This is a genomic window from Rhodoferax koreense (genome assembly GCF_001955695.1).
Classification (GTDB): Bacteria; Pseudomonadota; Gammaproteobacteria; order Burkholderiales; family Burkholderiaceae_C; genus Rhodoferax_B; species Rhodoferax_B koreensis.
Map to the genome: position 1 here is coordinate 1,780,427 of NZ_CP019236.1, position 26,041 is coordinate 1,806,467.

Sequence of the window (26,041 nt, forward strand, 5' to 3'; positions counted from 1 at the left end):
AATTTGGAACGTTCATGGACTATCTGGCACTGGCGGATTTCAACCTGGTGGCCGCACATGGCGGCTTTGGCCTGGCCAGCAGGGCTTCCGGACAATCGAAGGCCACCCTGTCCCGCCGTGTCAGGGAACTGGAGACAAGCCTGGGTGTGCGCTTGATCGAACGCGGCTCACGCAGCCTGCGGCTGACCGAGGAAGGTGCGGTGCTGCACGCCCGTACGGAAATGCCCTATGTGGAGATCGCCGAAGCGCTTCAAGACGTCAAGGCCGGCCTGAGTCGACCGAGCGGGCGTTTGCGTGTCAGCGCCCCGATGTTGTTCGGTCAGACAACGCTGGGACCGCTGGCGGCAGCCTTCGTGGCCGCATTTCCTGACGTCACCCTGGAGGTGAGCACGGAGGACAAGTTCGTCGACTTGGTCACCGACGGCATCGACGTTGTCATCCGTGTGAATCCCCGCCCGGACGACGCGCTGGTCGGCCGGTGCTTCATGCGCAATCGAATGGTGCTGGTGGCGGGGCCGGACATGCCGCGCCCGCCGGCGAGTGCCACGCGGCATGCGGCCGCGACCTTTCCCGCGGTCATGCGCATCGGTGCGGCCGACGACGACACATGGCGTGTCACCGATCCCGACGACGGGACCGAAAGGCTCTATTTCCCGCGGGCCGTATTGAAATTCTCAACCCCGCTGCCGATCAGGAATGCCGTCTATGCCGGCGCGGGCGCGGCCCTGGTTCCTTACGCCATCGTGGCGTCCGACCTGACGTCGGGGCGTCTGGTCAACTGGGGCAATTCGACCGCGCCGGTGGCTGAACTCTGGGTCCTGCATGCATCGCGCCGCCTGGTCAGTCCGAAGGTCGCAGCCTTCGTCAGCTTCGTCTGCGACTACTGCGAGGCCAATCTCCCGGCCTCGATGCTGACCTAGACAACGGCCGAGGCGGGCCTGCCCGAGTTCAACGGTTCATCGGATGGCGTCGACGCGACGCGGCGACCATCAGGGCGAGCGCCAGGATGATCAACGCCAGCGTGCCGGGCTCCGGCACTTCGGCGAGTCGGGCAATGTCCGTGTAGGTGCCGTCGAACCGGAAGCTGGCCTTGGCGCCGTCGATCAGCGTGTTGTCGATCAGGGCCAGGAAGTCTGCATCGGTGGACCAATCGCCCAGGAACCTGAACGCGTAGTCCAGCGAAGTACCGCGCAGATAGCCCAGCACCGTGAGCGTCTTGCCGGCGACGACGGCATCCAGGCTGTCGAAGGTCAGCGACGACAGGCCGAGGTCGAACAATGCGTCGTCGAGCAGGGAGAAGCCGGCGAAGGTCTGCGCGTCCTCGCCCGCGGCGTTGGTCAATTGCAGGCTGCCGCCGTCCATGACCAGGCTGCCGAGCGAGGACAGGCGGTTGGCGCCGTCCAGCACCAGCGTGCCGCCGCTGACCTGCGTCGTCCCGGTGTAGGTGCTGGCGCCCGACAGCGTCACGGTGCCACTGCGGACCTGCACCTCGCTGAAATTGGACAGCGAGCCGGCGTAGGCGAAGGCATTGCCCGCGCCCGGGTCCACCACCATCCTGTTGCTGCCCCCGGTGCCGCCGTTGACGTTGCCCAGGATGGCGGCTTTGCCGCCGTCGACGTACAGCGTGTTGTTGCCGCCGCCCATGTCGATCGCCATGCCGCTGCTGGCACCGTTGATGATGCCGGCGTTGCGGATGGTGTCGTTGTCGGCCCCGGTCTTGACGGCCGCGTTGGCCGTGCCGCCGCCCAGCAGCGTGGCGCCGGCGTTGTTGTTGATCGTGACCGTGTAGCCGCTGGCCGCACCGACCACGACGATGGCGGAATCGCTGTCGCCGCGGATCAGGCCGCCGGACTGGTTGGTGACCACGGCATTGCCGTAGAGGCCTTCGCGCGTGCCGGCGAGCGGGCCGCTGGTGATGTCGTTGCCGGCCAGCGTGATGCCGCGGCCCACCGCATTGGTGTTGCCGGCGGCGACCAGGCCCTCGATCGTGCCCGAGTTGACGATGGTGCCGCCGCCGACGGAGATGCCTTCGCTGTAGGCCTTGCCATCGGCCGGCTTGCTGAACGCGTTGACGGAACGGATGGTGCCCGTGTTGGTGATGTTGACCAGGCCGTCGGCATCGATGCCGTCGCCGTCGCCCGTGACGCCATTGCCGCTGATCAGGCCGCGGTTGACGACTGTGGCCGTCTGGTTGGCGTTGTAGCCATCCAGGTTGATGCCCGAGCCGTTGTTGCCGCGGATCACGGCATTGGTGTCGTTGGTCACGCCGATGTCGAACTTGGCGGTGGCGTTCGCCGGGCCGCCGGTGATGCCGTGGCGGCCGCCGTCGATCGTGCCGCTGCCGAGGTTGTTGACCTGGATGCCGGTATTGTTCTGCGCGTCGATGCCGTCGCTGCTGCTGCCGGTGGTTGTGATGGCCTTGATCGCGCCGTAGTTGTTGACGACGCCGTTGACGCCCGGGCGCACGGCGTCGGCCTCGTAAGCGGTCATCACGCCGGTGGCGTAGTTGTTGACCACGTTGACGCCGGATGCGATGGCGTTGAAGTCCACCACCTGCGCGCCGCCCGCCGAGGCGTTGAGCGAGATCATCTGGCCGTAGTTGTTCAGCGTCACGCTGGCGGGCGACTTGGCCATCTGCACCACGTCGGCGTCGGCGGCCTTCATGACGGCGCTGGCGTTGGTGACGCTGCCGTTGTTGATCATCAGTCCCGTCACGCCGGTGTTGTCGCGCACGACCCGGCCGGTGCCGGTCTGCGAGATGGTGCCCTGGTTGTCCAGTGTCGCGTTGTTGCCGGTGATCGTCACGGCCACGGCGGAGCCGCTGACGATGAGCGAACCAGTGTCGGCGACCGCGCCGGTCTGGCCCGAACCGCTGCCCAGCGTCTGTGCGCTGGTGCTGTTGCCGCCGATGGAGAACGGCCCCGCGTAGGCGTTGCCGATGCTCAGCGGCAGGCAGGCCATGGCAAACAGGCCGCCGATGACGGCTTGGCGCCTGCGGGAGAAGGCGGGCGCCTTGGACGGGGAGGTGGGCATTTGAAGCATTCCGTTTCGAGGGGTGGCCGCCGGATTGGACCGCGGCAAGATGACAGGCGTGTTAAACCGCAGCCTGCCGGCCATGGCCGGTGACATGTGGTTGTCATGCTGAACCGCTAGCCTTGTCGGTTGCCTCGTCCGCACGGCTGCGGCCGCGGTTTTCACGTCCCCACCGCTTCCTCTCATGCAAAAACTCGTCGGATGGCTCGCTACGCTGGCCGCCATCGTCATCGCCGCGGCCTTGTGCGTCATCGCCTACCAGGGCCTGCGCAGCCAGGCATCGCCCGAACTGTCGGCGCCTTACCACGCGGTCGCGCTCACGAATGGGCAGGTTTTCTTCGGCCGCATCGATCGCCTGGACGGCAACTACACCGTGCTGCGCGACGTCTTCTACATCCAGTCGCGGCAGAACCCGGAAAACAAGGAAGTCGCGAACGTGCTGATCAAGCGCGGCGGCGAGGCGCACGGCCCCGACCGCATGATGCTGAACCGTCAGCAGGTGCTGCTGGTCGAGCCCGTGGGCAGCGATTCGAAGATCGGCAAGCTGATCGCGGAGCAGGCCCAGGTGCGTTGAAGGCGTTCGGCACGGGTGCGTGTGCGTCGGTTGACGTCGGCGGCACCGGGCCGGCAGTCGTCGTCAGAAACGCACCTGGATGAGCCATTCGGCGACGAGGGCCGGGCGTTCCGCATCCAGGACCCGACCCTCCACCTTCCACCAGCATCGCGCCTCGGCGCACCGAGAGGACATCGGCTGGCGGGCCGGCCCCATGTCAGCTGGCGTCAGCTCTCTCTCGAGCCATGGGTGATGCCGGCGCGCGACGCCATGGCGCGGCGGGTGATCGAAGACTGTTTCATGCGGGGGTTCCGTCCGGCCCGGTGGGGCTCATCTACCGTGCCGACATGGAAAACCCAAGGGTGAACCTGCTGCGCGAAGCACTTGAACTGGCGTAGCGCGCCACCCACAAAAAAGGGCCGGATCGACTGGCCCTTGCATGCAGGCGATGAAGGGGCGCAACGCCCCTCATCGCGCTGGCGCTGATTCGCTTATTCCTTGATGTCCACCCCATAGAACACGTGCCGCCCGAACGGGCTCAGCTTGAAGTCGATGACTTCCTTGCGCACGGGCTTCAGCTGCACCGCGTGGGCGATGGTGAACCATGGCGCCTGTTCCTTGAACACGACCTGGGCCTTCTCGTAAAGGGCGGTACGTTCCTTCTGGCTGCTCACCGTCTTGGCCTTCAGCACCAAGTCTTCGAACGGCTTGTAGCAGAACTTGGCGACGTTGCTGCCGCTGGCGCTTTGCGCCGAGGCGCAGCCCAGCAGGGTGTAGAGGAAGTTGTCCGGATCGCCGTTGTCGCCGGTCCAGCCGAGCATGCCCATCTGGTGTTCGCCGGCCTGCATGCGCTTGCGGTATTCGCCCCATTCGAAGCTCTTGATCTCGGCCTTCACGCCGATGGCGGCGAGGTCGGCCTGCATCAGTTCGGCGATGCGCTTGGCGTTCGGGTTGTAGGGGCGCTGCACGGGCATGGCCCACAGGTCGGTGGTGAAGCCGTTGGGCAGGCCCGCTTCGGCCAGCAGCTTCTTGGCGGCTGCCGGATCGTACGCATCGTCCTTCACCGCCTTGTTGTAGGACCACATGGTCGGCGGGATCGGGTTGGTGGCGGCCACGCCGGTGCTGAGGTACACCGCGTCGATGATGGCCTTCTTGTTGATGGCCATGTTGATGGCCTTGCGCACACGCACGTCGTCGAACGGCTTCTTCTGCGTGTTGTAGGCCAGGTAGCCGACGTTCAGGCCGGGCTGCTCGAGCACGGTGACGTTCGGGTCCTTGCGGATCGCGTCCAGGTCGGCCGGGTTCGGATAGGGCATGACGTGGCACTCACCCTTTTGCACCTTGGCCCAGCGCACCGACGCGTCCGGCGTGATCGAGTAGACCAGGTCGTCGATCTTGGCCTTGCCACCCCAGTACGGTGCGAAAGCCTTGTAGCGCAGGATCGCGTCCTTCTGGTACTGCACCAGGTAGAACGGGCCGGTGCCGATGGGTTCCTGGTCGAGCTTTTCGGGCGTGCCGGCCTTGAGCATGGCCACGGCGTATTCCTTGGACTGGATCGCGGCATAGGGCATGGCCAGGTTGGCCAGGAACGGGGCCTCGGGCTGGTTCAATGTGATCTTGACGGTGTAGTCGTCCACCTTGTCCACCGCCTTCAGCAGTTTGGGCATTCCCATGTCGTTGAAGTAGCTGTGGTTGGGGCTGGTGACCTTGTAGTAAGGGTCTGTGTCCTGCCACTGGCGCGTGAAGGCGAAGATCACGTCGTCGGCATTGAAGTCGCGGCTCGGCTTGAACGCGCGGTGCTGGTGCCACTTCACGCCCTTGCGCAGGTGGAAGGTGTAGACCAGGCCGTCAGGGGAGATGTCCCATTTCTCGGCCAGGCCGGGTACGGTCTTGGTGGTGCCGCGCTCGAAGCCGACCAGGCGGTCATAGATGGGTTCGTTGGCGTCGAACGAGGTGCCGGTGGTGTTCACGCCGGGGTAGAAATTCTCGGGGCTGCCTTCGGCGCAATACACGAGTGTCTTGGCCGAAACGGGCGTCAAGGCCAGCAGGGCCGGCAGGGCCACGGCCGTCGCCAGCAGCGCGCGTTGCAGCGGCCGCAGCTTCTTGGGCGCGGTGGCGGCTTGGTTGGAAAACTGGTTCATCTTGACGACTTCCTTCGGTTGGAGGGCTGCGATGCAGCGGGCTGGATGGCGGATGCTCGGGATGTTTGCATCCGCCTGGACAACATGCCGTGGCGTGGCGCTGGTTGGCGCTGCACCTCGGCACACGATGATAGGAAACCAAACACGGCGACGCAACGGGGCCAACGCTCAGGCGGCGACGGCCAGTGCCGGCTTGCCGTAAGCCAGCGGTGCCGTGCCTTCGGCGATGCGTTCGGCCTCGTGGCAGGCGACCAGACGGCCCGTCAACGGGCGCAGCGCGGGCCGCTCGGCGCGGCAACGCTCGGTGACGTAGGGGCAGCGCGTGGAGAACACGCAGCCCGCGGGCGGGTTCAGCGGCGACGGCAGCTCGCCCTGCAGCACGATGCGCTGGCGCACGTTGGCCGATGCGCCGATGCCAGGCGTCGAGGCCAGCAGCGCCTGCGTGTACGGATGCAGCGGCTGGGCGAAGATGGTCTTCTTCTCGCCTTGTTCCATCACGTGGCCGAGGTACATCACCAGCACGTCGTGCGCGATGTGGCGCACCACGCCGAGGTCGTGCGAGATGAACAGGTAGGCCAGGCCGAACTCCTGCTGCAGGTCGGCCAGCAGGTTCAGCACCTGGGCCTGGATCGATACGTCGAGCGCGGACACCGGCTCGTCGGCCACCACCAGCGAGGGATTCAGCATCAGCGCGCGCGCGATGGCGATGCGCTGGCGCTGGCCGCCGGAGAACATGTGCGGATAACGCTCGTAGTGCTCGGGCCTCAGGCCGACCCGGGCCAGCATGTCGCGCGCGCGGCTGGCGCGCTCCTCGGCGGAAAACGGCGCGTTGATCTCGAGCGGCGCTTCCAGGATCTGGCCGATTTTCTTGCGCGGGTTCAGCGAACCGTAGGGGTTCTGGAACACCATCTGCACCGTCCTGCGCAGCTTGTGGCGTGCTTCGCCATCGGCCTTGACCGCATCCACGCCGTTGATGCGCAGGCTGCCGGCGGTGGGCGTCTCGATCAGCGAGACCATGCGCGCCAGCGTCGATTTGCCGCAGCCGGATTCGCCGACCACGGCCAGCGTCTTGCCGGCCTGAACGGTGAACGAAACGCCGCCCACGGCCTGCAACCGGTCCGCGGGGCGGAACATGCCGCGCTTGATCTGGTAGACCTGGCGCAGGTCGCGGGCCTCGACGACCGGACCTGGCGTGGACATGGCGACAGGCGTGGGCGCCATGGCTGGAGCCGCGATCATGCCGACACCTCGGCCACCGGTTGGTCCTGCATCCGCTTCGCATCGCGCGACGGATCACCCAGCGGATAGTGGCAACGCACCATGCCATCCTTCCAGGCGCGCAGCAGTGGCCGCTCGTTGCGCGAATGTTCGGTGGCGTAGCTGCAGCGCGGCGCGAAAAGGCAGCCCTTGGGCCGGTCGTACAGGCCAGGCACCATGCCCGGAATCGTGGCCAGGCGCGCGCCGTCTTCGCTGCGGTCGGGCAGGGCGGAGAGCAGGGCTTCGGTATAGGGATGCTGCGGCGCGGCGAACAGGTCGGCGGCGCTGCGTTCTTCCATGATCTGGCCGGCGTACATCACGGCCACGCGCTGCGCCATCTCGGACACGACGCCCATGTTGTGGGTGATGAGCACCAGGGCCATGCCGCGCTCCTTCTGCAGGCTGCGAAGGAGGTCGAGGATCTGCGCCTGGATGGTCACATCGAGCGCGGTGGTGGGCTCGTCGGCGATCAGCAGGCGCGGGTTGCAGGCGATGGCCATGGCGATCATCACGCGCTGGTTCATCCCGCCCGACATCTGGTGCGGGTACACCGAAAGCCGGCTCTCGGGCGAGGGAATGCCCACCTGCTCGAGCAGTTCGATGGCGCGGCGGTGCGCGGCCTTCTTGTCCAGGCCGAGGTGCAGGCGCAGGGTTTCCTTCAACTGGAAGCCGACGGTGAAGCAGGGGTTGAGGCTGGTGGTCGGGTCCTGGAAGATCATGGCCACGTCCTTGCCGGTGAGCTTGCTGCGCTCGCGCGGCGACAGGCTCAGCAGGTCGTGGCCGGCAAAGCGCAGCTTGTCGGCACGCACTCGGCCGGGAAAGGCCACCAGGCCCATCAGCGCCATCATCGTGACGCTCTTGCCCGAGCCGGATTCGCCGACGATGCCGAGCACCTCGCCCTCGTCGAGAGAGAGGCTCACGCCGTCGACGGCGTGCATGACGCTGTTTTGCGAGGGGAATTCGACGCTGAGGTTTTCTATTTCAAGCAGAGCCATCGTGTGCGCTCCTTATCGTTTTAGTTTGGGATCGAACGCGTCGCGCAGACCGTCGCCGAGCAGGTTGAAGGCCAGCACCGTGATCAGGATGGCCAGGCCGGGGAAGGTGACGACCCACCACGCGCGCAGCACGAACTCCCGCGCATCGGCGAGCATGGTGCCCCATTCTGGCGATGGCGGCTGCGCGCCCAAGCCGAGGAAGCCGAGTGCGGCCGCGTCCAGGATGGCGGTGGACACGCCGAGCGAGGCCTGCACGATCAGCGGCGCGGTGCAGTTGGGCAGGATCTCGCTGAACATCAGGCGGATGCGGCTCGCGCCGTTCATGCGCGCGGCGGTCACGTAGTCGCGCGACACTTCGGCGATCACCGCGGCGCGCGTGATGCGCACGTAATGCGGCAGCACCACCACCGCCACGGCCAGCATGGCGTTCATCAGCCCCGGGCCGAGGATGGCCACGATGACGATGGCCAGCAAGAGGCTGGGCAGCGTGAGGATGATGTCCATGAGCCGCATCACCGCGATCTCGAAGATGCCGCGGAAGAAGCCGGTGAGCAGGCCCAGCACGGTGCCGACGACGACCGAGATGGCGACTACGGCCACGCCGATCACCAGCGACAGCCGGGCGCCATGCATCAGCCGCGAGAGGATGTCGCGGCCGATGGCGTCGGTGCCGAGCAGGTGGGCGGTGCTGCCGCCCTGCTGCCAGAACGGCGGCTTGAGGAAGACGCTGGTGTCGGTCTGGTTCGGCGCATAGGGCGCGATCCAGGGCGCGAGCAGCGCGACGAGCAGCACCAGAACGACGATGGCCAGGCCGGCCACCGCGCCGTTGTTGGCGCTGAAGTAGTTCCAGAACTCGCGCAGCGGATGAGGGGGGGCCGGGGCCGTCGCGGGCATCGCGGGCTTGGTGGAAACGGTTGCGGTACTCATGTTCAGTGCTGATGCCGGATGCGCGGATTGATGATGCCGTAGGTCAGGTCGACCAGCAGGTTGACCGCCATCACTACCGTGCCCAGCAGCAGCATGCCGCCTTGCAGCACGGGATAGTCGCGCCGGCTGATGGCTTCGATGAGCCACTTGCCCACGCCGGGCCAGGAGAAGATGGTCTCGGTCAGGATGGCGCCGGTGAACAACACGCCGACCTGCAGGCCGATGACGGTGACCACCGGGATCAGCGCGTTGCGCAGGCCGTGCAGGGCCACCACGCGCAGCTGCGACAGGCCCTTGGCGCGCGCCGTGCGGATGTAGTCCTCGCCCAGCACTTCGAGCATGGCCGAACGCGTCATGCGCGCGATCACGGCCAGCGGATTGGTGCCGAGCACGATGGTCGGCAGCGCCAGGTGCGAGAGCGCCGACCAGAACGCGCCCTTGTCGTCCGACAGCAGCGAGTCGATCAGCAGGAAGCCGGTGGTGGGCTCGATGAAGTACTTCACATCGATGCGGCCCGACACCGGCGTCCAGCCGAGCTGGACCGAGAAAAGCAGGATCAGCAGCAGGCCCCACCAGAAGATTGGCATCGAGTACCCGGTGAGCGAGACCCCCATCACGCCGTGGTCGAGCAGGGAATTGCGCTTCACCGCCGCCAGGATGCCGGCCGGTATGCCGACGATCAGCGCGAACAGGATGGCGCAGATGGCCAGCTCGATGGTGGCCGGGAACAGCGCGGCGAATTCGCGCAGCACTGGCTCCTGGGTGATCAGCGACTTGCCGAGGTCACCCTGCAGCACGCGGCCGATATAGATGCCGTATTGCACGAGCACGGGTTTGTCGAGGCCGTACTCCACCAGCAGCGCGGCATGCCGCGCAGGGTCGATGCCGCGCTCGCCGGCCATGGTTTCGATCGGATCGCCGGGCACGAGCCGGATCAGGAAAAACGCCAGCAGCGTCATGCCCAGGAACGTGGGAATGATCAGGCTCAGGCGCGTCAACAGGAAGCGCAGCATGGGATGTTGTTCAGAACTAAAGTATTTACCGGATCAGTCTAGCAAGCGTTTGCGCCTGGATGGGCGCGCCGGGCGGGGCCGCGGCTCCCGAGAAACCCGTATTGCAATGCGACTGGATTGGTGCATGGAGGCATGCTGGCGGACAATGCAGGAAGCGTGCCTGTATGTACAGCATCGAGCTGCTCCACCAAAGAAAAAGGCCGCATCGCTGCGGCCTTTCGAACTCCGGAGGATGCCGGGTTTACTTCAGGTGCTTGCCGATGAGGCCGGCCATTTCGAACATCGACACCTGGGCCTTGCCGAAGACTTCCTTCAGCTTGGCGTCGGCATTGATCAGGCGCTTGTTGACCGCGTCCTGCAGCTTGTTCTTCTTGATGTAGACCCACAGCTTGCTGACCACTTCGGTGCGGGGCAGCGGCGTGGCGCCGACCACAGCGCCCAGAGCGGGGCTGGGCGTGAGGGCCTTCATGAAGGCGGCGTTGACGGTGCGCTTGGCGGCAGGGGCCTTCTTGGCGGCGGCCTTCTTGGCCGGAGCCGCCTTCTTGGCGGGCGCGGCCTTCTTCGCGGGAGCAGCTGCCTTCGCAGCTACTTTGGTCGCCGGAGCTGCTTTTTTTGCGGGTGCAGCTTTCTTGGCGGGAGCGGCTTTCGCCGCGGTCTTTTTTGCAGTTGCCATGATTGAATGTGTCCTTGTTGGAGTTGACTAATCACCAGCGAAAAACTGCTTCTCCACCGGCAAGCGCGATGCTACTGGAGAAAAAACCCCTTTCCAAGGGGAAATGGGTTTTTTTCACTCTGGAGCGACCCTGTTTTCCCTCTGAAAGCAACGCTTTGTGCGATCGGGCGTCCTACAGTGACTTCGTGCGCTGCGGCAAGGTCGCCAACAGTACGCCCAGGAGGGCGATGCCGAAGGCCAGGAGCTGCATGCCGCCAAAGCTTTCGCCGAGCACGAACACCCCGACCAGCGCCGCCGAAATCGGCAGCAGCACCATGAAGACGCCGGCCTGGGCCGCGGGCACGGTGCGCAGGCCGGTCATCCACAGCCATACCGTCCACATGCTGGCCGCAAGGGCATAGAACACCAGCAGCAGCCAGATGCCTGGATGCACGGCCGGGAAATCGAAGGACAGCGCGAGGTACAGGCCCATCGGCGTCATCAGCGCCAGGCCCCAGAGGTTGATGAGTGCGCTGATGCGCTTGGGCGCGAGGCTGCCGGTGAGTTTCTTGCCGATCACCGCGTAGACGGCTTCGCAGAACACCGAGCCCAGCACCAGCAGGTTGCCGAGCATCTCGTCGCGCGCGCCGGGCGAGTCGGCGACGCCGCCATGCGCAGCAGGTTCCGATCTCGAAAGGGCCAGCAAGCCGATGCCCAGCGCCCCGCAGGCGATGGCCGCGCCGATGCGCAGGCTGATGCGTTCGCGCAGGAAGGCCCAGCTCATCAGGGCCACCACGGCCGGTATCGAGGCCATGATCACGCCGGCGGAGACCGCGCTGGTCATGCGCACGCCGCTGACCATGCAGATGGTGAACAGGAAGTTGCCGAAGAAGGATTCCAGGAACACCAGGCGCTTGACCTGGCCCGTCATCCGTGGCTCGGCCGGGCCGCGCCTGAGCCAAGGCAGCATGGCGACGGCCGCGATGCCGAAGCGCAGCCAGGCCAGCAGGAACACCGGCAGGGCGGCCGCAAGCGGCTTGGACAGGGCGACGTAGCTGCCCGTCAACGCCATGCCCAGCGCCAGGCAGCCATAGGCCATGCCGCGGCTGGGCAAGGCCGGAGCCGCGGCCGTGTTGGCCGCCGCCTCCGCGGGATTCACTAGACTCATGGCTCTCGAATGGGAAAAAACAGCCACCGATCATGCCCCAAACCCCGGATTCCCTGGCCCGCAGCGCCCGCCATGTGTTCGTCTATGGCACCTTGCGCCGTGGTGGCGCCAACGACATCAACCGGCTGGCGCCCGCACCCGCCTTCGTCGGCACTGCGCAGATCGAGGGCGTGATGCACCATCTGGGCGCATACCCCGGCGTGCGCCTGCAGGCCGGCGGCACGGTCCAGGGCGAGGTCTATGCGATCGCGCCCGAGGTGGAGCGCCTCCTCGACGAGATCGAGATGATCCTGCCCGAGCCCACGGGCGAATACCTCAAGCGCGAACTGGCCGTGCAGGTCGGGCCGCGCCAGCTCGCGTGCCTCGTCTACGAAATCAGCCCGGCGCATGCCGACGGGAAACCGGTGATTGCCAGCGGTGACTGGATCGCCAATAAAGATGGGTGAGAGGCCCCAACTCTTCTTACAATGCCCCGCTGAATCCGCCCGGCGCCGGCTTGAAGCAGGCACGTGTCTTGCGGCATTTCACCGGTCCATCTGCATCACTCGACTGTCATTTTGAAGGAGTAGTCGGCTTTATGAAGAAGTATCTCTGGGTTTTCGCTCTGTCCGCCATGACCCTGGCCGCCTGCGGAAAGAAGGAAGAGGCGCCGGCTCCCGCCGCCGCGCCCGCACCGGCCTCGGCCCCGGTGGCCGCCGCCCCGGCGCCGGCACCCGAGCCCGCTGAGGAGAAGGTGCTCAACATCTACCAGTGGCCCGACTACATCGCCAAGGACATGGTCGCCAACTTCGAGAAGGAGACCGGCATCAAGGTCAACTACCAGACCTTCGAGAACAACGAAGCGCTGCAGGCCAAGCTCGTCGCCGGCAACAGCGGCTACGACCTCGTTGTGCCAGGCGCCGTGTTCGTCAAGGGCCAGATCGACGGCGGCCTGCTGGCCAAGCTCGACAAGAGCAAGATCCCGAACTACGGCAACCTCGACCCCGATTTGATGTCCAAGCTGACCACGGTCGACCCCGGCAACGAATACGTCGTGCCATGGGCCTGGAGCTACACCACGGTGGGCATCAACAAGGCCAAGGTCGCCAAGGCCCTGGGCTCCACGCCCATGCCGGCCAACGCCTGGGACCTGGTGTTCAACCCGACCTACACCGCCAAGCTCAAGTCCTGCGGCATCGCCTACCTGGATTCGCCCACCGAGGTGATTCCGCCGGCCATGCACTACCTCGGCAAGAACGCCTATTCGAACGACCCGGCCGACCACAAGGCCGCTGGCGAGATGCTGGCCAAGGTGCGTCCGCACATCCGCCTGTTCTCGAGCACCATGATCGACGACCTGGCCGGCGGCAAGGCCTGCGTGGCGCTCGGCTGGGCCGGCGACATGAACATCGCCAAGGCGCGCGCCATCGAGAACAAGAACGGCAACGACATCCAGGTGCTGCTGCCCGAGTCCGGCGGCTTGATCTTCATGGACAACCTGGCGATTCCGAAGGACGCGAAACATCCGAACAACGCGATGGCCTTCATCAACTACTTCCTCAAGCCCGAAGTCTCGGCCTCGCTGACCAATGAACTCAGCTACCCCACCGCCAACAAGGCCAGCCTGGCCAACGTGACGCCGGAGATCGCCGCCGACAAGACGGTGTTCGTCGACGCGGACAACATGAAGAAGATGGTGTCGCCGGCCAGCTTCACCAACGAAGCGCGCGAGTCGATGAGCAACGTCTACACGCAATTCAAGAAGGGCAAGTAGTACCTGCCGTTCGGCCCTGTGCCCCGTGGCCGATGCCTCATCAAGCTGCGCCAGCCCCGTGTTGGCGCAGCTTTTTCATGTGTGAAATGAATTCCAGGATCTTTTTTCGATGACGGCTTCCGATCTGCCCGACGATGGTTTCCTGCGCACGGAGCGCATCGTCAAACGTTTCGACGACGTGGTGGCCGTCGACCATGTGTCGATTTCGGTCAAGCGCGGCGAAATCTTCGCCCTGCTCGGCAGCTCCGGCTGCGGCAAATCGACCTTGCTGCGCATGCTGGCCGGCTTCGAGACGCCGACCTCGGGACGGGTGATCCTCAACGGCGTGGACATCGCCGCCCTGCCGCCGTACGAGCGGCCGATCAACATGATGTTCCAGTCGTATGCGCTGTTCCCCCACCTGAGCGTGTGGGACAACATCGCTTTCGGCCTCAAGCGCGAGGGCATGGCCCGTGCCCAGTTGAATGAACGGGTCGACGAGATGCTGAACCTGGTGCAACTGGCCGACTTCGCGCGCCGCAAGCCGCACCAGCTCTCGGGCGGCCAGCAGCAACGCGTGGCGCTGGCACGCAGCCTGGCCAAGAAGCCACAGTTGCTGCTGCTCGACGAGCCGCTGGGCGCTCTGGACAAGAAGCTGCGCGAACGCACGCAGTTCGAGTTGGTGAACATCATCGAGTCGGTCGGCGTCACCTGCGTAATGGTGACCCACGACCAGGAGGAAGCCATGACCATGGCCTCGCGCATCGCGGTGATGAGCAAAGGCCAGGTGCTGCAGGTCGGCACGCCCAAGGAAATCTACGAATACCCGAACTGCCGCTTCGTCGCGGACTTCATCGGCAACATCAACCTGTTCGATGGCCGGCTCAGCGTGGACGAGGCCGATCGCTGCGAGGTGACGACGGCCGAGGGCGTCTTGCACGTGGGCCACGGCATCACCGGCGCGGTGGGCATGGCGCTGTCTGTGGCGGTGCGGCCCGAAAAGATCCACATCGCCAAGGCGCGGCCCGCGGGTGTGACGCGCAACCTGTTCACCGGCACGGTGCGCGAGATCGCCTACCTCGGCAGCTACAGCACCTATGTGATCGACATGGCCAACGGCCACCGCGTCAAGGTCACCAACACCAATGCCACGCGCGAAGGCGGCGAGGGCGGCGACATCACCTGGGGCGATGCCGTCTACTTCTGGTGGGACGGGGCGGCACCGGTGGTGCTGACGCAGTAGAAAGCGCCGCATGAAAACTTCCGCCCGCATCCAGTGGCGCCCGGGACGGCGCTTCGTCATCGGCCTGCCGATGCTCTGGCTGGTTCTGTTCTTCCTGGTGCCGTTCCTGATCCTGTTGCGCATCAGCGTGACCGACATGGGCGGAGGCGTGGACCCGTTCGCGCCGCTGTTCGCCGTAATCGACGGCAGCTGGCACGTGATCATGAAGATCGGCAACTACGGTTCGCTGTTCGTCGACGCGGCCGGAGGCAACGCGTTCGGCGACACCATCTACATGGACGCCTTCCGCACCTCGCTGCGCTACGCGTTCTGGACCACGGTGCTGTGCCTCCTGATCGGTTATCCCTTCGCCTATTTCATGGCCCGCGCGCGGCCCGGCGTACGGCCGGCGCTGCTCATGCTGGTGATGCTGCCGTTCTGGACTTCGTTGTTGCTGCGCGTCTACGCCTGGAAGGGGATCCTGGCCGACCAGGGCATCGTCAACCAGCTGCTGCTGGCCACCGGCCTGGTGCAGGAGCCGGTTCAGATGCTCTACACCGACTTCTCCATGCTGGTCGGCATGACCTATGTGTATTGCCCGTTCATGATCCTTCCGCTGTACGCCACGCTGGTGAAGATGGACCTGCGCCTGCTCGAGGCCGCATACGACCTGGGCGCGAGCCCGTGGAAGGCTTTCTGGCTCGTCACCGTGCCGCTGAGCAAGGCCGGCATCATCTCGGGCTCGATGCTGGTGTTCATCCCGGCGCTCGGCGAATTCGTGATTCCCTCGTTGCTTGGCGGCGCCGAAAACATCCTGATCGGCCGCGTCGTGTGGGACGAGATGTTCAGCAGCAACAACTGGCCCCGGGCCGCGGCGCTGGCCATCGTGCTGATCCTGCTGATATTGGTGCCGCTGGCCGTTCATCACCACTACAGTGCCAAGGCCGACGCAGGGGCGCAGACGTGATGAAAAGCCTGACCCGTTTCCTGGAGCGCCGTCTCGGCCGGTTCTGGATGGCCGCGGTGTATCTGTTCCTGTACGCGCCGCTGGTGTTCCTGGTGGTCTTCTCCTTCAACAGCACACGGCAGGACGGCGTGTTCACCGGTTTTTCCCTGCGCTGGTACCAGGCGCTGGTGGACGACTCGCGCCTGGTCGAGGGTTTCTTCCTGTCGCTGAAGGTGGCGCTGATCACCGGCACGCTGTCGGTGGTGCTGGGCACCTTCTCGGCCTTCGTGCTGGTGCGCTATCTGCGTTTTCGCGGGCGCACGCTGTTCTCTGGCATGGTGAATGCGCCGCTGGTGATGCCCGAGGTGATCATCGGCCTGTCGCTGTTGCTGCTGATGGTGGCGGTACAGCGTGTGCTCGGCTGGCCCGAGCGCGGCATGTTGACCATCGTGCTCGGCCACACGTTGCTCGGCATGGCCTATGCCACGGTGGTCATCCAGTCGCGCCTGCGCGAGATGGACCGCTCCATCGAAGAGGCCGCGATGGACCTGGGCTGCCGGCCGGCGGAGGTGTTCTTCCTGGTGACGCTGCCCAACATCGCGCCGTCGCTGGTGGCGGCCTGGCTGTTGTCGTTCACGCTGTCCTTCGACGACGTGGTGATTTCCGAGTTCCTCTCCGGCCCGGGCGTGACCACGCTGCCGCAGGTGATCTTCAGTTACGCCCGCCGCGGCGTGAATCCCTCGATCTATGCGGCTGCGGCCCTGTTGATCGCCACCGTGAGCCTGGGCATCCTGGCCTACAGCCTCACGGTGCTGCGCCGCCAGAAGCGGGCGGTTTAAACCATTTCATCCAGTCGATTTTCTTTCCACGATGTGGAAAGTCAAAATGCTGCACTGCAAGATTTTTCTCAATATGAGAATTGTCTTTTCACATCGAGGAATTATGACCGTAAGTGATTGAATTTAAACGAATAAATATTTGTCTTATATAAGACATAAGATGCAAATCAACTCTTATAGAAGACTAGAATTTACTCACCGGCCCAGAAGCTGAAGCAGAAATGCCGATGCCCGAGCCGATCCCTTTCAACCACCTCAGGAGTACCGTCATGCCCCAATCGATCACCGAACAGCTCAGCCGCGAACAGCAGGTCGCCGCCCTCGAAAAGGACTGGGCCACCAACCCCCGCTGGAAAGGCATCAAGCGCGGCTACAGCGCCGCCGACGTCGTGCGGCTGCGCGGCTCCTTCCCGGTCGAGCACACGTTGGCGCGCCGCGGTGCCGAGAAGCTGTGGAACCTGGTGAACAACGAGCCGTATGTGAACTGCCTCGGCGCGCTCACCGGCGGCCAGGCCATGCAGCAGGTCAAGGCCGGCATCAAGGCCATCTACCTTTCCGGCTGGCAGGTCGCCGCCGACAACAACGGCTATGCCGCCATGTACCCCGACCAGTCGCTGTATCCGGTGGACTCGGTGCCCAAAGTGGTCGAGCGCATCAACAACACCTTCACCCGTGCCGATGAAATCCAATGGTCCAAGGGCATGAATCCCGGCGACGAAGGCTACATCGACTACCACGCACCGATCGTGGCCGATGCCGAAGCCGGTTTCGGCGGCGTGCTCAACGCCTTCGAGCTGATGAAGGCCATGATCCGCGCCGGCGCCGGTGGCGTGCACTTCGAGGACCAGTTGGCTTCGGTGAAGAAATGCGGCCACATGGGCGGCAAGGTGCTGGTGCCGACGGCCGAGGCCGTGCAGAAGCTGATCGCCGCGCGCATGGCCGCCGACGTCTACGGCGTGCCGACTCTGGTGATCGCCCGCACCGATGCCGAAGCCGCCGACCTGCTGACCAGCGACTACGACGAGAACGACAAGCCTTTCATCACCGGCGAACGCACGGCCGAAGGTTTCTACAAGACGAAGAAGGGCATCGACCAGGCCATCTCGCGCGCCATTGCCTATGCCCACTACGCCGACCTGGTGTGGTGCGAAACCGGCACGCCCGATCTGGCCTTCGCCAAGAAGTTCGCCGATGCCGTGCACAAGGTTCATCCGGGCAAGATGCTGGCCTACAACTGCTCGCCGTCGTTCAACTGGAAGAAGAACCTGGACGACGCCACCATTGCCAAGTTCCAGAAGGAACTCGGCGCCATGGGCTACAAGTACCAGTTCATCACGCTGGCCGGCATCCACAACATGTGGTTCCACATGTTCGATCTGGCGCAGGACTACGTGGCGCGCGGCATGTCGGCCTATGTCGACAAGGTGCAGGAACCCGAATTCGCGGCGCGTGACCGCGGCTACAGCTTCGTTTCGCACCAGCAGGAAGTCGGCACGGGTTATTTTGACGAAGTGACGACGGTGATCCAGGGCGGCAAGTCCAGCGTGACGGCGCTGACGGGCTCGACCGAAGAAGAACAGTTCCACTGAACTGCCGAGAGCCCTGTCGGCGACCTTGCTCGCCGACACTTCAAGCCCGAGGTTTACGCCCCGGGCTTTTTTCGTTCAGCGGATCTTGGGCGGGTCGCCAGCCGGTGCGGCGATCGGCTCGATGACCACCTTGCCGGCGCCGCGTTGCACCAGGCCGATCTTTGCCGCTGCCGCGCGGCTGATGTCGATCAGCCGGTTGGCGATGTGCGGTCCGCGGTCGGTGATGCGCACGACGACGCTGCGGCCGGTGCTGAGGAGTGTCACCTGCACCCAGGTGCCGAACGGCAGGGTGGGGTGGGCGGCCGTGAGTGCACTGGCGTCGAATGCTTCGCCGGATGCGGTGCGCTTGCGGTGGAAGGTGTTGCCGTACCAGCTGGCGATGCCGGTTTCGGCGTCCTTGACGATGTTTTCGGCCGCGGCCAAGGCTGGCAATTCGTCCTTGGTCGCATCGGCCGTGGTGTCTGTGGTCTTCTCGACGTTGATGGACGCAGCGAGTTCCGCGTCAGCGGCCTGCACCGATGCCGTGCCGCTGGCAAGCAGCAACGCAAGCGCGGCGGCAAACAGCTGGGAGGGCAGGGGACGGACCACGGTCATGGGGCGCATCCTAAACGTTCTGGCGCCGCGGCCCTGCAACAACGCGTAACCCCGGCCGCTCGGTCAAGCTCGCCATCGGGTTAAAATCCGGGTCTGTTTTCAACCCACAGATAAGAGCGAGAAAGGCACACCAGGTTATGACACCGCGAACTACACCGTCGAAGTTTTCACAACGACCAAGGCCGTAGTCCGCGCGCCTAGGGCGTGTTCAGCTATCAAATTCGAAAAAGCGCGGCATCCGGTCCGCGCTTTTTTCTTGTCTCTTCGAAAATCAAAATCATGATCCAGATTACGCTTCCCGATGGTTCCCAACGTGAATTCCCCGGCCCGGTGACGGTGGCCGAAGTGGCGGCCTCGATTGGCACCGGCCTGGCCAAGGCCGCGCTGGCCGGCAAGATCGACGGGAAAGTGGTCGACACCAGCTACCAGATCACGGCGAACAGCCCGCTGTCGATCATCACGGCGAAGGACGCCGACGGGCTGGACGTGATCCGCCACTCCACGGCCCACTTGCTGGCCTATGCGGTGAAGGAGCTGTTTCCCGACGCGCAGGTCACAATCGGCCCCGTGATCGAGAACGGCTTCTACTATGACTTCTCGTACAAGAGGCCCTTCACGCCCGAAGACCTGACGGCCATCGAGAAGAAGATGGCCGAGCTCGCCGCCCGTGACGAGCCGGTGACGCGCCGCGTCCTGCCACGCGACGAAGCCGTGGCGTACTTCAAGAGCATCGGCGAACACTACAAGGCCGAGATCATCGCCAGCATCCCGGCGAACGAGGACGTGTCGCTGTACCGCGAAGGTCAATTCGAAGATCTATGCCGCGGCCCGCACGTGCCGAGCACGGGCAAGCTGAAATTCTTCAAGCTCATGAAGCTGGCCGGCGCGTATTGGCGTGGCGACCACAACAACGAGATGCTGCAACGGGTCTACGGCACGGCCTGGGCCACGAAGGACGAGTTGCAGCAGTACCTGACGATGCTGGAAGAGGCAGAAAAGCGCGACCACCGCCGCCTCGGCCGCGAACTCGACCTGTTCCACATCGACGACCATGCACCGGGCTTGGTGTTCTGGCATCCCAAGGGCTGGACGGTGTGGCAGGGCGTGGAGCAGTACATGCGCCAGGTCTACCGCGACAACGGCTACCAGGAAGTCAAGGGCCCGCAGATCATCGACAAGACGCTGTGGGAGAAGACGGGGCACTGGGACAAGTACCGCGAGAACATGTTCGTGACGGAATCGGAGAAGCGCGAATACGCCCTCAAGCCGATGAACTGCCCGGGCCACATCCTGATCTTCAAGCAGGGCATCAAGAGTTACCGCGACCTCCCGCTGCGCTACGGCGAATTCGGCCAATGCCACCGCAACGAGCCTTCGGGCGGCCTGCACGGCATCATGCGTGTGCGCGGCTTCACGCAGGACGACGGCCACATCTTCTGCACCGAGGACCAGATCCTGGAAGAGTGCGTGAACTACACCACGCTGCTGCAGAAGGTCTACACCGACTTCGGCTTCAAGAACATCATCTACAAGGTGGCGACGCGCCCCGAAAAACGCATCGGCTCCGACGCGGTGTGGGACAAGGCCGAACACGCGCTGATGGAAAGCCTGCGCGCCTCGGGCGTGGAGTTCGAGATCGCCCCCGGCGACGGCGCGTTCTATGGCCCGAAGATCGAATACACCTTGAAGGACGCGATCGGCCGGCAATGGCAGTGCGGCACGATGCAGGTCGATTTCTCGATGCCCGAGCGGCTCGACGCCGAATACGTGGGTGAAGACGGCGCGCGTCATCGCCCCGTGATGTTGCACCGCGCCATCGTCGGCAGCCTGGAACGTTTCATCGGTATCCTGATCGAGGAACACGCCGGTGCGCTGCCGACCTGGCTTGCGCCGGTGCAGGTTTCCATCCTCAACATCACCGATTCGCAGGACGCCTACTGTCGCGAAATTGCCAAAACGCTGACGGATCAAGGGCTTAGGGTCACGCTCGATCTGCGCAATGAGAAGATTACGCGTAAAATACGCGAGCATTCGATGCAAAAGCTCCCTTTTATTCTCGTCGTAGGCGAGAAAGAGAAGGAAGCCGGTGCCGTCGCAGTGCGCGCCCGAGGCAATATTGACCTCGGTGTCATGCCGCTCCAAGACTTCCAGTCAAGAATTGCCAGCGACATTGCTTCTAAAGTCTAGTTTTAATGAAACCGAGCTTTAGCGTGCGCGCTGCTTGCGGTGTTAGCTATTTAATTTATAGCATTTTGATTGAAGGATAAAGCCATCGCTACTGAATTTCGTGACCGCCGTCACCGTGAAGAACGCAAACACCGCCTGAACCGTGAAATCATGGCGCCGGAAGTTCGACTTTCCGGCCCCGAGAACGAGCCTTTGGGCATCGTCAGCCTGATGGATGCCTTGCGCATGGCCGGTGAGTATGACGTTGACCTGGTTGAGATCGTTGCCACGGCGAATCCGCCGGTCTGTCGCCTGATGGATTACGGCAAGTTCAAGTACCAGGAGCAGAAGAAGGCGGCCGACGCGAAAGCCAAGCAGACGGTCATCGAAATCAAGGAAGTCAAATTCCGTCCCGGTACCGACGATGGCGACTACAACATCAAGATGCGCAACATTCGGCGATTCCTGGCCGAAGGCGACAAGTGCAAGATCACCTTGCGCTTTCGCGGCCGGGAAATCACCCACCAGGAAATCGGCATGGCGCTGTTGCAGCGCATCCGGAATGACCTGCAGGATCTGATCGTGGTCGAGCAGTTTCCCAAGCTCGAAGGCCGTCAGATGATCATGATGATCGCGCCGGGCAAGAAGAAGCCGGCGCCAGCGGCCAAGCCAGCCACCGCGGATGCGGCGGCACCGGCCCAGCCGGCGGCCTGATGGAAGGATTCGGTGTTCGGCGGCGCAAGCTGCTGAATGCCGCGGTGAGGACGTAAGTCCTGTCCGAGGCGATGCTCCGGCATCGTCTAAAAACTGGCGAACTAAAAAGCGCCAATAAGTGGTGAATTAAAACTCGCCACATAAGTGGCTCGGGGCCATCAAGTCTGGGATCGGTTTCCAGCGCCTCACGAGCACAACGAAAAGGAGCATTCACATGCCCAAAATGAAGACCAAGAGCAGCGCCAAAAAGCGCTTCCGCGTCCGTCCAGGTGGCACCGTCAAGCGCGGTCAAGCCTTCAAACGTCACATCTTGACCAAGAAGACCACCAAAAATAAACGCCAATTGCGTGGTGCTGTCGCTGTGCACGAGACCAATATGGGTCACGTGGCGCAGATGATGCCCGGCCGTGGCATTTGATTTAACGACGAACAAGGAGTAAACACATGCCTCGCGTCAAACGTGGTGTAACGGCTCGCGCCCGCCACAAAAAAGTTCTCGCCCTTGCCAAGGGTTTCCGCGGCCGCCGCGGTAATGTCTATCGCGTCGCCAAAGAAGCGGTGATGAAGGCTGGGCAATATGCCTACCGCGATCGCCGTACCAAGAAGCGCGTTTTCCGTCAGTTGTGGATCGCCCGTATCAACGCCGCCGCGCGTGAAAACGGCTTGACCTACAGCCAGTTCGCCAACGGCCTGAAGAAGGCTGCCATCGAAATCGACCGCAAGATGCTGTCCGATATCGCTGTGCATGACAAGGCGGCTTTTGCCAGCATCGTGGAGCAAGTCAAGGCCAAGCTGGCTGCTTGATTTTCACGTCGGACGCTATTCTTTGAATAGCGTTCTGTGCAAATAATACAAGGGCTAGGGCTTTAAAAAGCACTAGCCCTTTGTCGTTTCCGTCCTTCCTAAGAGATTTTGTATGAACGAGTTGGATGCCATCGCCCAGGCGGCCCAGGCCAGTTTCGCGCAAGCCGCGACCCCCGCCGATCTGGAAAACGCGAAGGCCTTGTACCTGGGTAAATCGGGCCGCATCACCGAGCTGATGAAGGGGATGGGGTCGCTGAGCGTCGAGGAGAAGAAGTCGCGCGGCGCCGCCATCAACCTTGCCAAGCAGGCGATCGAAGCCGCGCTCACCGCGCGCCGCCAGGCCCTGGCCGATGCAGAACTCGAACTCCAACTCAAGGCCGAGGCGCTCGACGTGACGCTGCCCGGTCGCCAGCGCGGGCAGGGCGGCCTGCATCCGGTGTCGCTGACGCTCGAACGCATCGAGGCCATCTTCGGCTCGATGGGCTTCGAGGTCGCGCAAGGCCCCGAGATCGAAACCGACTGGTTCAACTTCACCGCGCTCAACACGCCGGAAGACCACCCTGCGCGTTCGATGCACGACACGTTCTACGTCGAGGGTGGCACCGACACCGCCCCGAACCTGCTGCGCACCCACACCAGCCCGATGCAGATCCGCCACGCGGTGCAGCACGTGAAAAAACACCGCGCCACCATCGATGCCGGCAAGGCCATGCCCGAGATCCGCGTGATCGCCCCGGGCCGCACCTACCGCGTCGACAGCGATGCCACGCATTCGCCGATGTTCCACCAGTGCGAAGGCCTGTGGATCGGCGAGAACGTGTCCTTCAAGGACCTGAAGGTCGTGTTCACCGATTTCTGCCGCACCTTCTTCGAATCGGACGACCTGGTGCTGCGTTTCCGCCCGAGCTTCTTCCCGTTCACCGAGCCCAGCGCCGAGATCGACATCCAGTTCCAGAGCGGCCCGCTGGCCGGCCGCTGGCTGGAGGTGGCCGGCTCCGGCCAGGTGCATCCGAACGTGGTGCGCAACATGGGTCTCGACCCCGAAAAGTACATCGGCTTCGCCTTCGGCATGGGGCCGGACCGGCTGACCATGCTGCGCTACGGCGTGAACGACTTGCGCCTGTTCTTCGACGGCGACATCCGTTTCCTGTCGCAGTTCCAGTAATCCAGAAAGTCCGAGCGCTGGTCAACGTGTGTTGATCCGGCTCCTGAGCAAAGAAGACATCCATGCAGTTCCCCGAATCCTGGCTCCGAGAATTCTGTAACCCCCCGCTCTCTACCGAGCAACTGGCCGAGACGTTGACCATGGCCGGCCTCGAGGTCGAAGAGCTCAAGCCCGTGGCGCCGCCGTTCAGCAAGATCGTGGTCGGCGAAATCAAGGAAGCCGTGCAGCATCCGAACGCCGACCGGCTGCGGGTCTGCCAGGTGGACGCGGGGCAGGGCGGGGCCTTGCTCAACATCGTCTGCGGCGCACCGAATGCGCGCGTGGGCATCCGCGTGCCGGTCGCCCTGGTCGGCGCGGAACTGCCGCCCGGCGACGATGGCAAGCCCTTCCTCATCAAGACCGGCAAGCTACGCGGTGTCGAGAGCCAGGGCATGTTGTGCTCGGCGCGTGAGTTGAAGCTCTCCGAAGACCACGGCGGCCTGCTCGAGCTCGCGGCCGATGCGCCGATCGGCGAAGACATCCGAAAGCACCTCGCGCTCGACGACACACTGTTCACGCTCAAGCTCACGCCGAACCTGGCGCATTGCCTCAGCGTGTATGGCGTGGCCCGCGAACTGGCCGCCATCACCGGTGCGCCGCTGAAGACGCTGGACTTCCCGGCCGTACCCGCCCAACACGCGCAGAAACTGGCCGTGAAGATCAGCGCGCCCGACCTGTGCGGCCGTTTCTCTGGCCGCATCGTGCGCGGCGTCGATCCGAAGGCCAAGACGCCGCAGTGGATGGTCGATCGCCTCGCGCGTTGCGGCCAGCGCAGTGTGACGGCGCTGGTCGACATCTCGAACTACGTGATGTTCGAACTCGGCCGGCCCTCGCACATCTTCGACCTCGACAAGATCCACGGTGGCCTGGACGTGCGCTGGGGCCAGCCGGGCGAACAGCTCAAGCTGTTGAACGGCAACACCGTGACCGTCGACGAGAAGGTCGGGGTGATCGCCGATGACCGCGAGGTCGAATCCTTGGCCGGGATCATGGGCGGCGATGCCACCGCGGTCTCCGACGACACGCAAAATATCTATGCCGAAGCCGCGTTCTGGTTTCCCAAGGCGATTGCCGGGCGTTCGCGCCGCTTCAATTTTTCGACGGACGCCGGTCACCGCTTCGAGCGCGGCGTCGATCCGGGCCAGACCGTCGAGCACCTGGAGCGCATCACGCAGCTGATCATCGACATCTGTGGGGGTGAGGCCGGTCCGATGGACGACGTGGTGGCCCATCTGCCCAAGGCCGAACCGGTGAACCTGCGCGTGGCGCGGGCCGCCAAGGTCATCGGCATGCCGCTGACCCAGGCGCAGTGTGCCGATGCCTTGACACGGCTCGGCCTGCCGCTCACGCAGGGCGACGGTGTCATCACGGTGCAGCCGCCGTCCTACCGCTTCGACCTCACCATCGAGGAAGACCTGATCGAGGAAGTCGTGCGATTGATGGGCTACAACCAGTTGCCCACCACGCCGCCGCTGGCACCGATCACGGCCAAGATCCGCGCCGAGGCCGAGCGTAGCCCGTTCGCCGTGCGCCGCGCGCTGGCCAGCCTGGGTTACCAGGAAACGATCAACTTCAGCTTCGTCGAAGCGCGCTGGGAGCACGAGCTCGCCGGCAATCCCGATCCGATCAAGCTGCTGAACCCAATTGCAAGCCAAATGAGCGTGATGCGCTCGTCGCTGCTGGGGTCCCTGCTACAGGTTTTGAAGTTCAACCTTGACCGGCGCGCCGAACGCGTGCGCGTCTTCGAACTCGGCCGCGTGTTTCTGCGCGATGCCACTGCGCAGAACACCGATACCACCGTCGCCGGCTTCCACCAGCCCATGCGCGTGGCGGGCGTGGCCTATGGTCGCAACGACGGGTTGCAGTGGGGCCGCAAGGATGCCGCTGTGGACTTCTTCGACGTCAAGGGTGACATCGAAGCGCTGCTCGCGCCACGCAAGCCGAGCTTCGAGGTCGGCGAACACCCGGCCATGCATCCTGGCCGCTCGGCCCGTGTGCTGCTCGACGGCCGCGGCATCGGTTTCGTCGGCGAACTCCATCCGAAATGGCGCCAGGGCTACGAATTCGCGCAGGCGCCGGTGTTGTTCGAACTCGAGCTTGACGCTGTGCTGCAACGTGCGGTGCCGGTATTCAAGACGGTGAGCAAACACCAGGCCGTGGAGCGCGACATCGCGGTGATCGTGGCCGAACGCGTGAGCCATGCCCAGTTGATGGCGGCGATCCACACCGCGCCGACGCAAGGCCTGCTGCGCGCGGCTACCTTGTTCGACGTGTACCGGCCCAAACCGGCCAAGGCCGGCGAGGCCAACACCTCGAGCTGGCTCGCGGCCGATGAGAAAAGCCTGGCGGTCCGCCTCACGCTGAACAGCGAAGAGGCGACACTCACGGAAGCGGAGATCGAGTCTTCGGTGCAGGCCGTGCTCGCCCAGCTCGCCCGGGACGTGGGCGCGCGGCTGCGTGCCTGAGCCTGGCCCAGTACGCTGTCACCAACA

General features: G+C 64.3%; 23 protein-coding genes. 14 read left to right on the forward strand and 9 right to left on the reverse strand.

Features of this window, described 5'->3' with window-relative positions; all coding sequences use genetic code 11:
- Nucleotides 1-14: 14 nt before the first annotated feature.
- Nucleotides 15-920, forward strand: coding sequence for a LysR family transcriptional regulator (locus tag RD110_RS08415; protein WP_076198513.1), 906 nt, complete (start codon nucleotides 15-17; stop codon nucleotides 918-920).
- Nucleotides 921-948: 28 nt separating this feature from the next.
- Here RD110_RS08415 and RD110_RS08420 read toward each other — a convergent pair whose 3' ends face one another.
- Complete coding sequence (locus RD110_RS08420) at nucleotides 949-3,033, reverse strand: beta strand repeat-containing protein (protein WP_239467201.1); 2,085 nt, start codon at nucleotides 3,031-3,033, stop codon at nucleotides 949-951.
- A 184-nt stretch (nucleotides 3,034-3,217) separates the two neighbouring features.
- Between RD110_RS08420 and RD110_RS08425 the strand changes: the two genes are divergently transcribed.
- Nucleotides 3,218-3,607: a hypothetical protein gene (locus tag RD110_RS08425; RefSeq protein WP_076198515.1), complete on the forward strand. Its 390-nt coding sequence runs from the start codon at nucleotides 3,218-3,220 to the stop codon at nucleotides 3,605-3,607.
- Between the two features lie 470 nt (nucleotides 3,608-4,077).
- On the opposite strand, the gene RD110_RS08430 is transcribed toward RD110_RS08425, so the two are convergent.
- The 7 genes from RD110_RS08430 to RD110_RS08460 form a co-directional block, all read right to left on the reverse strand.
- Nucleotides 4,078-5,727: an ABC transporter substrate-binding protein gene (locus RD110_RS08430; RefSeq protein ID WP_083686155.1), complete on the reverse strand. Its 1,650-nt coding sequence runs from the start codon at nucleotides 5,725-5,727 to the stop codon at nucleotides 4,078-4,080.
- Nucleotides 5,728-5,895: 168 nt separating this feature from the next.
- Nucleotides 5,896-6,966, reverse strand: a complete 1,071-nt coding sequence (locus RD110_RS08435; protein WP_275425866.1) for a peptide ABC transporter ATP-binding protein — start codon at nucleotides 6,964-6,966, stop codon at nucleotides 5,896-5,898.
- Nucleotides 6,963-7,979 (reverse strand): ABC transporter ATP-binding protein, encoded by a 1,017-nt coding sequence (locus RD110_RS08440; protein ID WP_076198517.1) that lies wholly within the window; start codon nucleotides 7,977-7,979, stop codon nucleotides 6,963-6,965. Before RD110_RS08440 ends, RD110_RS08435 begins: the two co-directional genes overlap by 4 nt.
- Before the next feature lie 12 nt (nucleotides 7,980-7,991).
- Entirely contained in the window at nucleotides 7,992-8,906 is a 915-nt protein-coding gene (locus tag RD110_RS08445; RefSeq protein WP_076198519.1) for an ABC transporter permease subunit, read from the reverse strand.
- A gap of 2 nt (nucleotides 8,907-8,908) precedes the next feature.
- Nucleotides 8,909-9,919 (reverse strand): ABC transporter permease subunit, encoded by a 1,011-nt coding sequence (locus tag RD110_RS08450; protein ID WP_076198521.1) that lies wholly within the window; start codon nucleotides 9,917-9,919, stop codon nucleotides 8,909-8,911.
- Nucleotides 9,920-10,160: 241 nt separating this feature from the next.
- On the reverse strand, nucleotides 10,161-10,592 hold the full coding sequence (locus RD110_RS08455; RefSeq protein WP_076198523.1) for an SWIB/MDM2 domain-containing protein: 432 nt from the start codon (nucleotides 10,590-10,592) through the stop codon (nucleotides 10,161-10,163).
- Between the two features lie 172 nt (nucleotides 10,593-10,764).
- Nucleotides 10,765-11,739 (reverse strand): DMT family transporter, encoded by a 975-nt coding sequence (locus tag RD110_RS08460; protein WP_083686157.1) that lies wholly within the window; start codon nucleotides 11,737-11,739, stop codon nucleotides 10,765-10,767.
- 32 nt (nucleotides 11,740-11,771) lie between these two features.
- On the opposite strand from RD110_RS08460, the gene RD110_RS08465 reads away from it, so the two are divergent.
- The 6 genes from RD110_RS08465 (at nucleotide 11,772) to aceA (ending at nucleotide 18,067) form a co-directional block, all read left to right on the forward strand.
- A complete protein-coding gene (locus RD110_RS08465) occupies nucleotides 11,772-12,185 on the forward strand; it encodes a gamma-glutamylcyclotransferase family protein (protein WP_076198525.1) in 414 nt (137 codons plus the stop codon).
- A gap of 131 nt (nucleotides 12,186-12,316) precedes the next feature.
- A complete protein-coding gene (locus RD110_RS08470) occupies nucleotides 12,317-13,492 on the forward strand; it encodes an extracellular solute-binding protein (protein ID WP_076198527.1) in 1,176 nt (391 codons plus the stop codon).
- Nucleotides 13,493-13,601: 109 nt separating this feature from the next.
- Entirely contained in the window at nucleotides 13,602-14,714 is a 1,113-nt protein-coding gene (locus RD110_RS08475) for an ABC transporter ATP-binding protein (RefSeq protein WP_076198529.1), read from the forward strand.
- Nucleotides 14,715-14,724: 10 nt separating this feature from the next.
- A complete protein-coding gene (locus RD110_RS08480; protein WP_076198531.1) occupies nucleotides 14,725-15,660 on the forward strand; it encodes an ABC transporter permease in 936 nt (311 codons plus the stop codon).
- Entirely contained in the window at nucleotides 15,660-16,478 is an 819-nt protein-coding gene (locus RD110_RS08485; protein ID WP_076198533.1) for an ABC transporter permease subunit, read from the forward strand. The genes RD110_RS08480 and RD110_RS08485 overlap by 1 nt, the downstream gene beginning before the upstream one ends.
- A gap of 269 nt (nucleotides 16,479-16,747) precedes the next feature.
- A complete protein-coding gene (gene aceA / locus RD110_RS08490) occupies nucleotides 16,748-18,067 on the forward strand; it encodes an isocitrate lyase (RefSeq protein ID WP_076204644.1) in 1,320 nt (439 codons plus the stop codon).
- A 75-nt stretch (nucleotides 18,068-18,142) separates the two neighbouring features.
- Here aceA and RD110_RS08495 read toward each other — a convergent pair whose 3' ends face one another.
- Nucleotides 18,143-18,661 (reverse strand): septal ring lytic transglycosylase RlpA family protein, encoded by a 519-nt coding sequence (locus RD110_RS08495; protein WP_076198535.1) that lies wholly within the window; start codon nucleotides 18,659-18,661, stop codon nucleotides 18,143-18,145.
- 279 nt (nucleotides 18,662-18,940) lie between these two features.
- On the opposite strand from RD110_RS08495, the gene thrS reads away from it, so the two are divergent.
- The 6 genes from thrS to pheT all read left to right on the forward strand — a co-directional run bounded on the left by thrS (nucleotide 18,941) and on the right by pheT (nucleotide 26,014).
- Nucleotides 18,941-20,848 (forward strand): threonine--tRNA ligase, encoded by a 1,908-nt coding sequence (thrS, locus tag RD110_RS08500; RefSeq protein WP_076198537.1) that lies wholly within the window; start codon nucleotides 18,941-18,943, stop codon nucleotides 20,846-20,848.
- A gap of 150 nt (nucleotides 20,849-20,998) precedes the next feature.
- The gene (gene infC, locus RD110_RS08505; protein WP_239467270.1) at nucleotides 20,999-21,541 is read left to right on the forward strand and encodes a translation initiation factor IF-3; all 543 of its coding nucleotides are present in this window, start codon (nucleotides 20,999-21,001) and stop codon (nucleotides 21,539-21,541) included.
- 214 nt (nucleotides 21,542-21,755) lie between these two features.
- On the forward strand, nucleotides 21,756-21,959 hold the full coding sequence (gene rpmI, locus RD110_RS08510; RefSeq protein WP_076198539.1) for a 50S ribosomal protein L35: 204 nt from the start codon (nucleotides 21,756-21,758) through the stop codon (nucleotides 21,957-21,959).
- A 26-nt stretch (nucleotides 21,960-21,985) separates the two neighbouring features.
- On the forward strand, nucleotides 21,986-22,345 hold the full coding sequence (gene rplT / locus RD110_RS08515) for a 50S ribosomal protein L20 (protein ID WP_076198541.1): 360 nt from the start codon (nucleotides 21,986-21,988) through the stop codon (nucleotides 22,343-22,345).
- Nucleotides 22,346-22,457: 112 nt separating this feature from the next.
- Complete coding sequence (pheS, locus tag RD110_RS08520) at nucleotides 22,458-23,510, forward strand: phenylalanine--tRNA ligase subunit alpha (protein WP_076198543.1); 1,053 nt, start codon at nucleotides 22,458-22,460, stop codon at nucleotides 23,508-23,510.
- A 62-nt stretch (nucleotides 23,511-23,572) separates the two neighbouring features.
- Nucleotides 23,573-26,014, forward strand: coding sequence for a phenylalanine--tRNA ligase subunit beta (gene pheT, locus RD110_RS08525; protein WP_076198545.1), 2,442 nt, complete (start codon nucleotides 23,573-23,575; stop codon nucleotides 26,012-26,014).
- Nucleotides 26,015-26,041: the final 27 nt, after the last annotated feature.

Bases quoted from the DNA above. Each gene is read 5' to 3' on its own strand.
- RD110_RS08415 (WP_076198513.1), top strand. From the start codon at position 15: ATGGACTATCTGGCACTGGCGGATTTCAACCTGGTGGCCGCACATGGC.
- RD110_RS08420 (WP_239467201.1), bottom strand. From the start codon at position 3,033: ATGCCCACCTCCCCGTCCAAGGCGCCCGCCTTCTCCCGCAGGCGCCAA.
- RD110_RS08425 (WP_076198515.1), top strand. From the start codon at position 3,218: ATGCAAAAACTCGTCGGATGGCTCGCTACGCTGGCCGCCATCGTCATC.
- RD110_RS08430 (WP_083686155.1), bottom strand. From the start codon at position 5,727: ATGAACCAGTTTTCCAACCAAGCCGCCACCGCGCCCAAGAAGCTGCGG.
- RD110_RS08435 (WP_275425866.1), bottom strand. From the start codon at position 6,966: ATGATCGCGGCTCCAGCCATGGCGCCCACGCCTGTCGCCATGTCCACG.
- RD110_RS08440 (WP_076198517.1), bottom strand. From the start codon at position 7,979: ATGGCTCTGCTTGAAATAGAAAACCTCAGCGTCGAATTCCCCTCGCAA.
- RD110_RS08445 (WP_076198519.1), bottom strand. From the start codon at position 8,906: ATGAGTACCGCAACCGTTTCCACCAAGCCCGCGATGCCCGCGACGGCC.
- RD110_RS08450 (WP_076198521.1), bottom strand. From the start codon at position 9,919: ATGCTGCGCTTCCTGTTGACGCGCCTGAGCCTGATCATTCCCACGTTC.
- RD110_RS08455 (WP_076198523.1), bottom strand. From the start codon at position 10,592: ATGGCAACTGCAAAAAAGACCGCGGCGAAAGCCGCTCCCGCCAAGAAA.
- RD110_RS08460 (WP_083686157.1), bottom strand. From the start codon at position 11,739: ATGAGTCTAGTGAATCCCGCGGAGGCGGCGGCCAACACGGCCGCGGCT.
- RD110_RS08465 (WP_076198525.1), top strand. From the start codon at position 11,772: ATGCCCCAAACCCCGGATTCCCTGGCCCGCAGCGCCCGCCATGTGTTC.
- RD110_RS08470 (WP_076198527.1), top strand. From the start codon at position 12,317: ATGAAGAAGTATCTCTGGGTTTTCGCTCTGTCCGCCATGACCCTGGCC.
- RD110_RS08475 (WP_076198529.1), top strand. From the start codon at position 13,602: ATGACGGCTTCCGATCTGCCCGACGATGGTTTCCTGCGCACGGAGCGC.
- RD110_RS08480 (WP_076198531.1), top strand. From the start codon at position 14,725: ATGAAAACTTCCGCCCGCATCCAGTGGCGCCCGGGACGGCGCTTCGTC.
- RD110_RS08485 (WP_076198533.1), top strand. From the start codon at position 15,660: ATGAAAAGCCTGACCCGTTTCCTGGAGCGCCGTCTCGGCCGGTTCTGG.
- aceA (WP_076204644.1), top strand. From the start codon at position 16,748: ATGCCCCAATCGATCACCGAACAGCTCAGCCGCGAACAGCAGGTCGCC.
- RD110_RS08495 (WP_076198535.1), bottom strand. From the start codon at position 18,661: ATGACCGTGGTCCGTCCCCTGCCCTCCCAGCTGTTTGCCGCCGCGCTT.
- thrS (WP_076198537.1), top strand. From the start codon at position 18,941: ATGATCCAGATTACGCTTCCCGATGGTTCCCAACGTGAATTCCCCGGC.
- infC (WP_239467270.1), top strand. From the start codon at position 20,999: ATGGCGCCGGAAGTTCGACTTTCCGGCCCCGAGAACGAGCCTTTGGGC.
- rpmI (WP_076198539.1), top strand. From the start codon at position 21,756: ATGCCCAAAATGAAGACCAAGAGCAGCGCCAAAAAGCGCTTCCGCGTC.
- rplT (WP_076198541.1), top strand. From the start codon at position 21,986: ATGCCTCGCGTCAAACGTGGTGTAACGGCTCGCGCCCGCCACAAAAAA.
- pheS (WP_076198543.1), top strand. From the start codon at position 22,458: ATGAACGAGTTGGATGCCATCGCCCAGGCGGCCCAGGCCAGTTTCGCG.
- pheT (WP_076198545.1), top strand. From the start codon at position 23,573: ATGCAGTTCCCCGAATCCTGGCTCCGAGAATTCTGTAACCCCCCGCTC.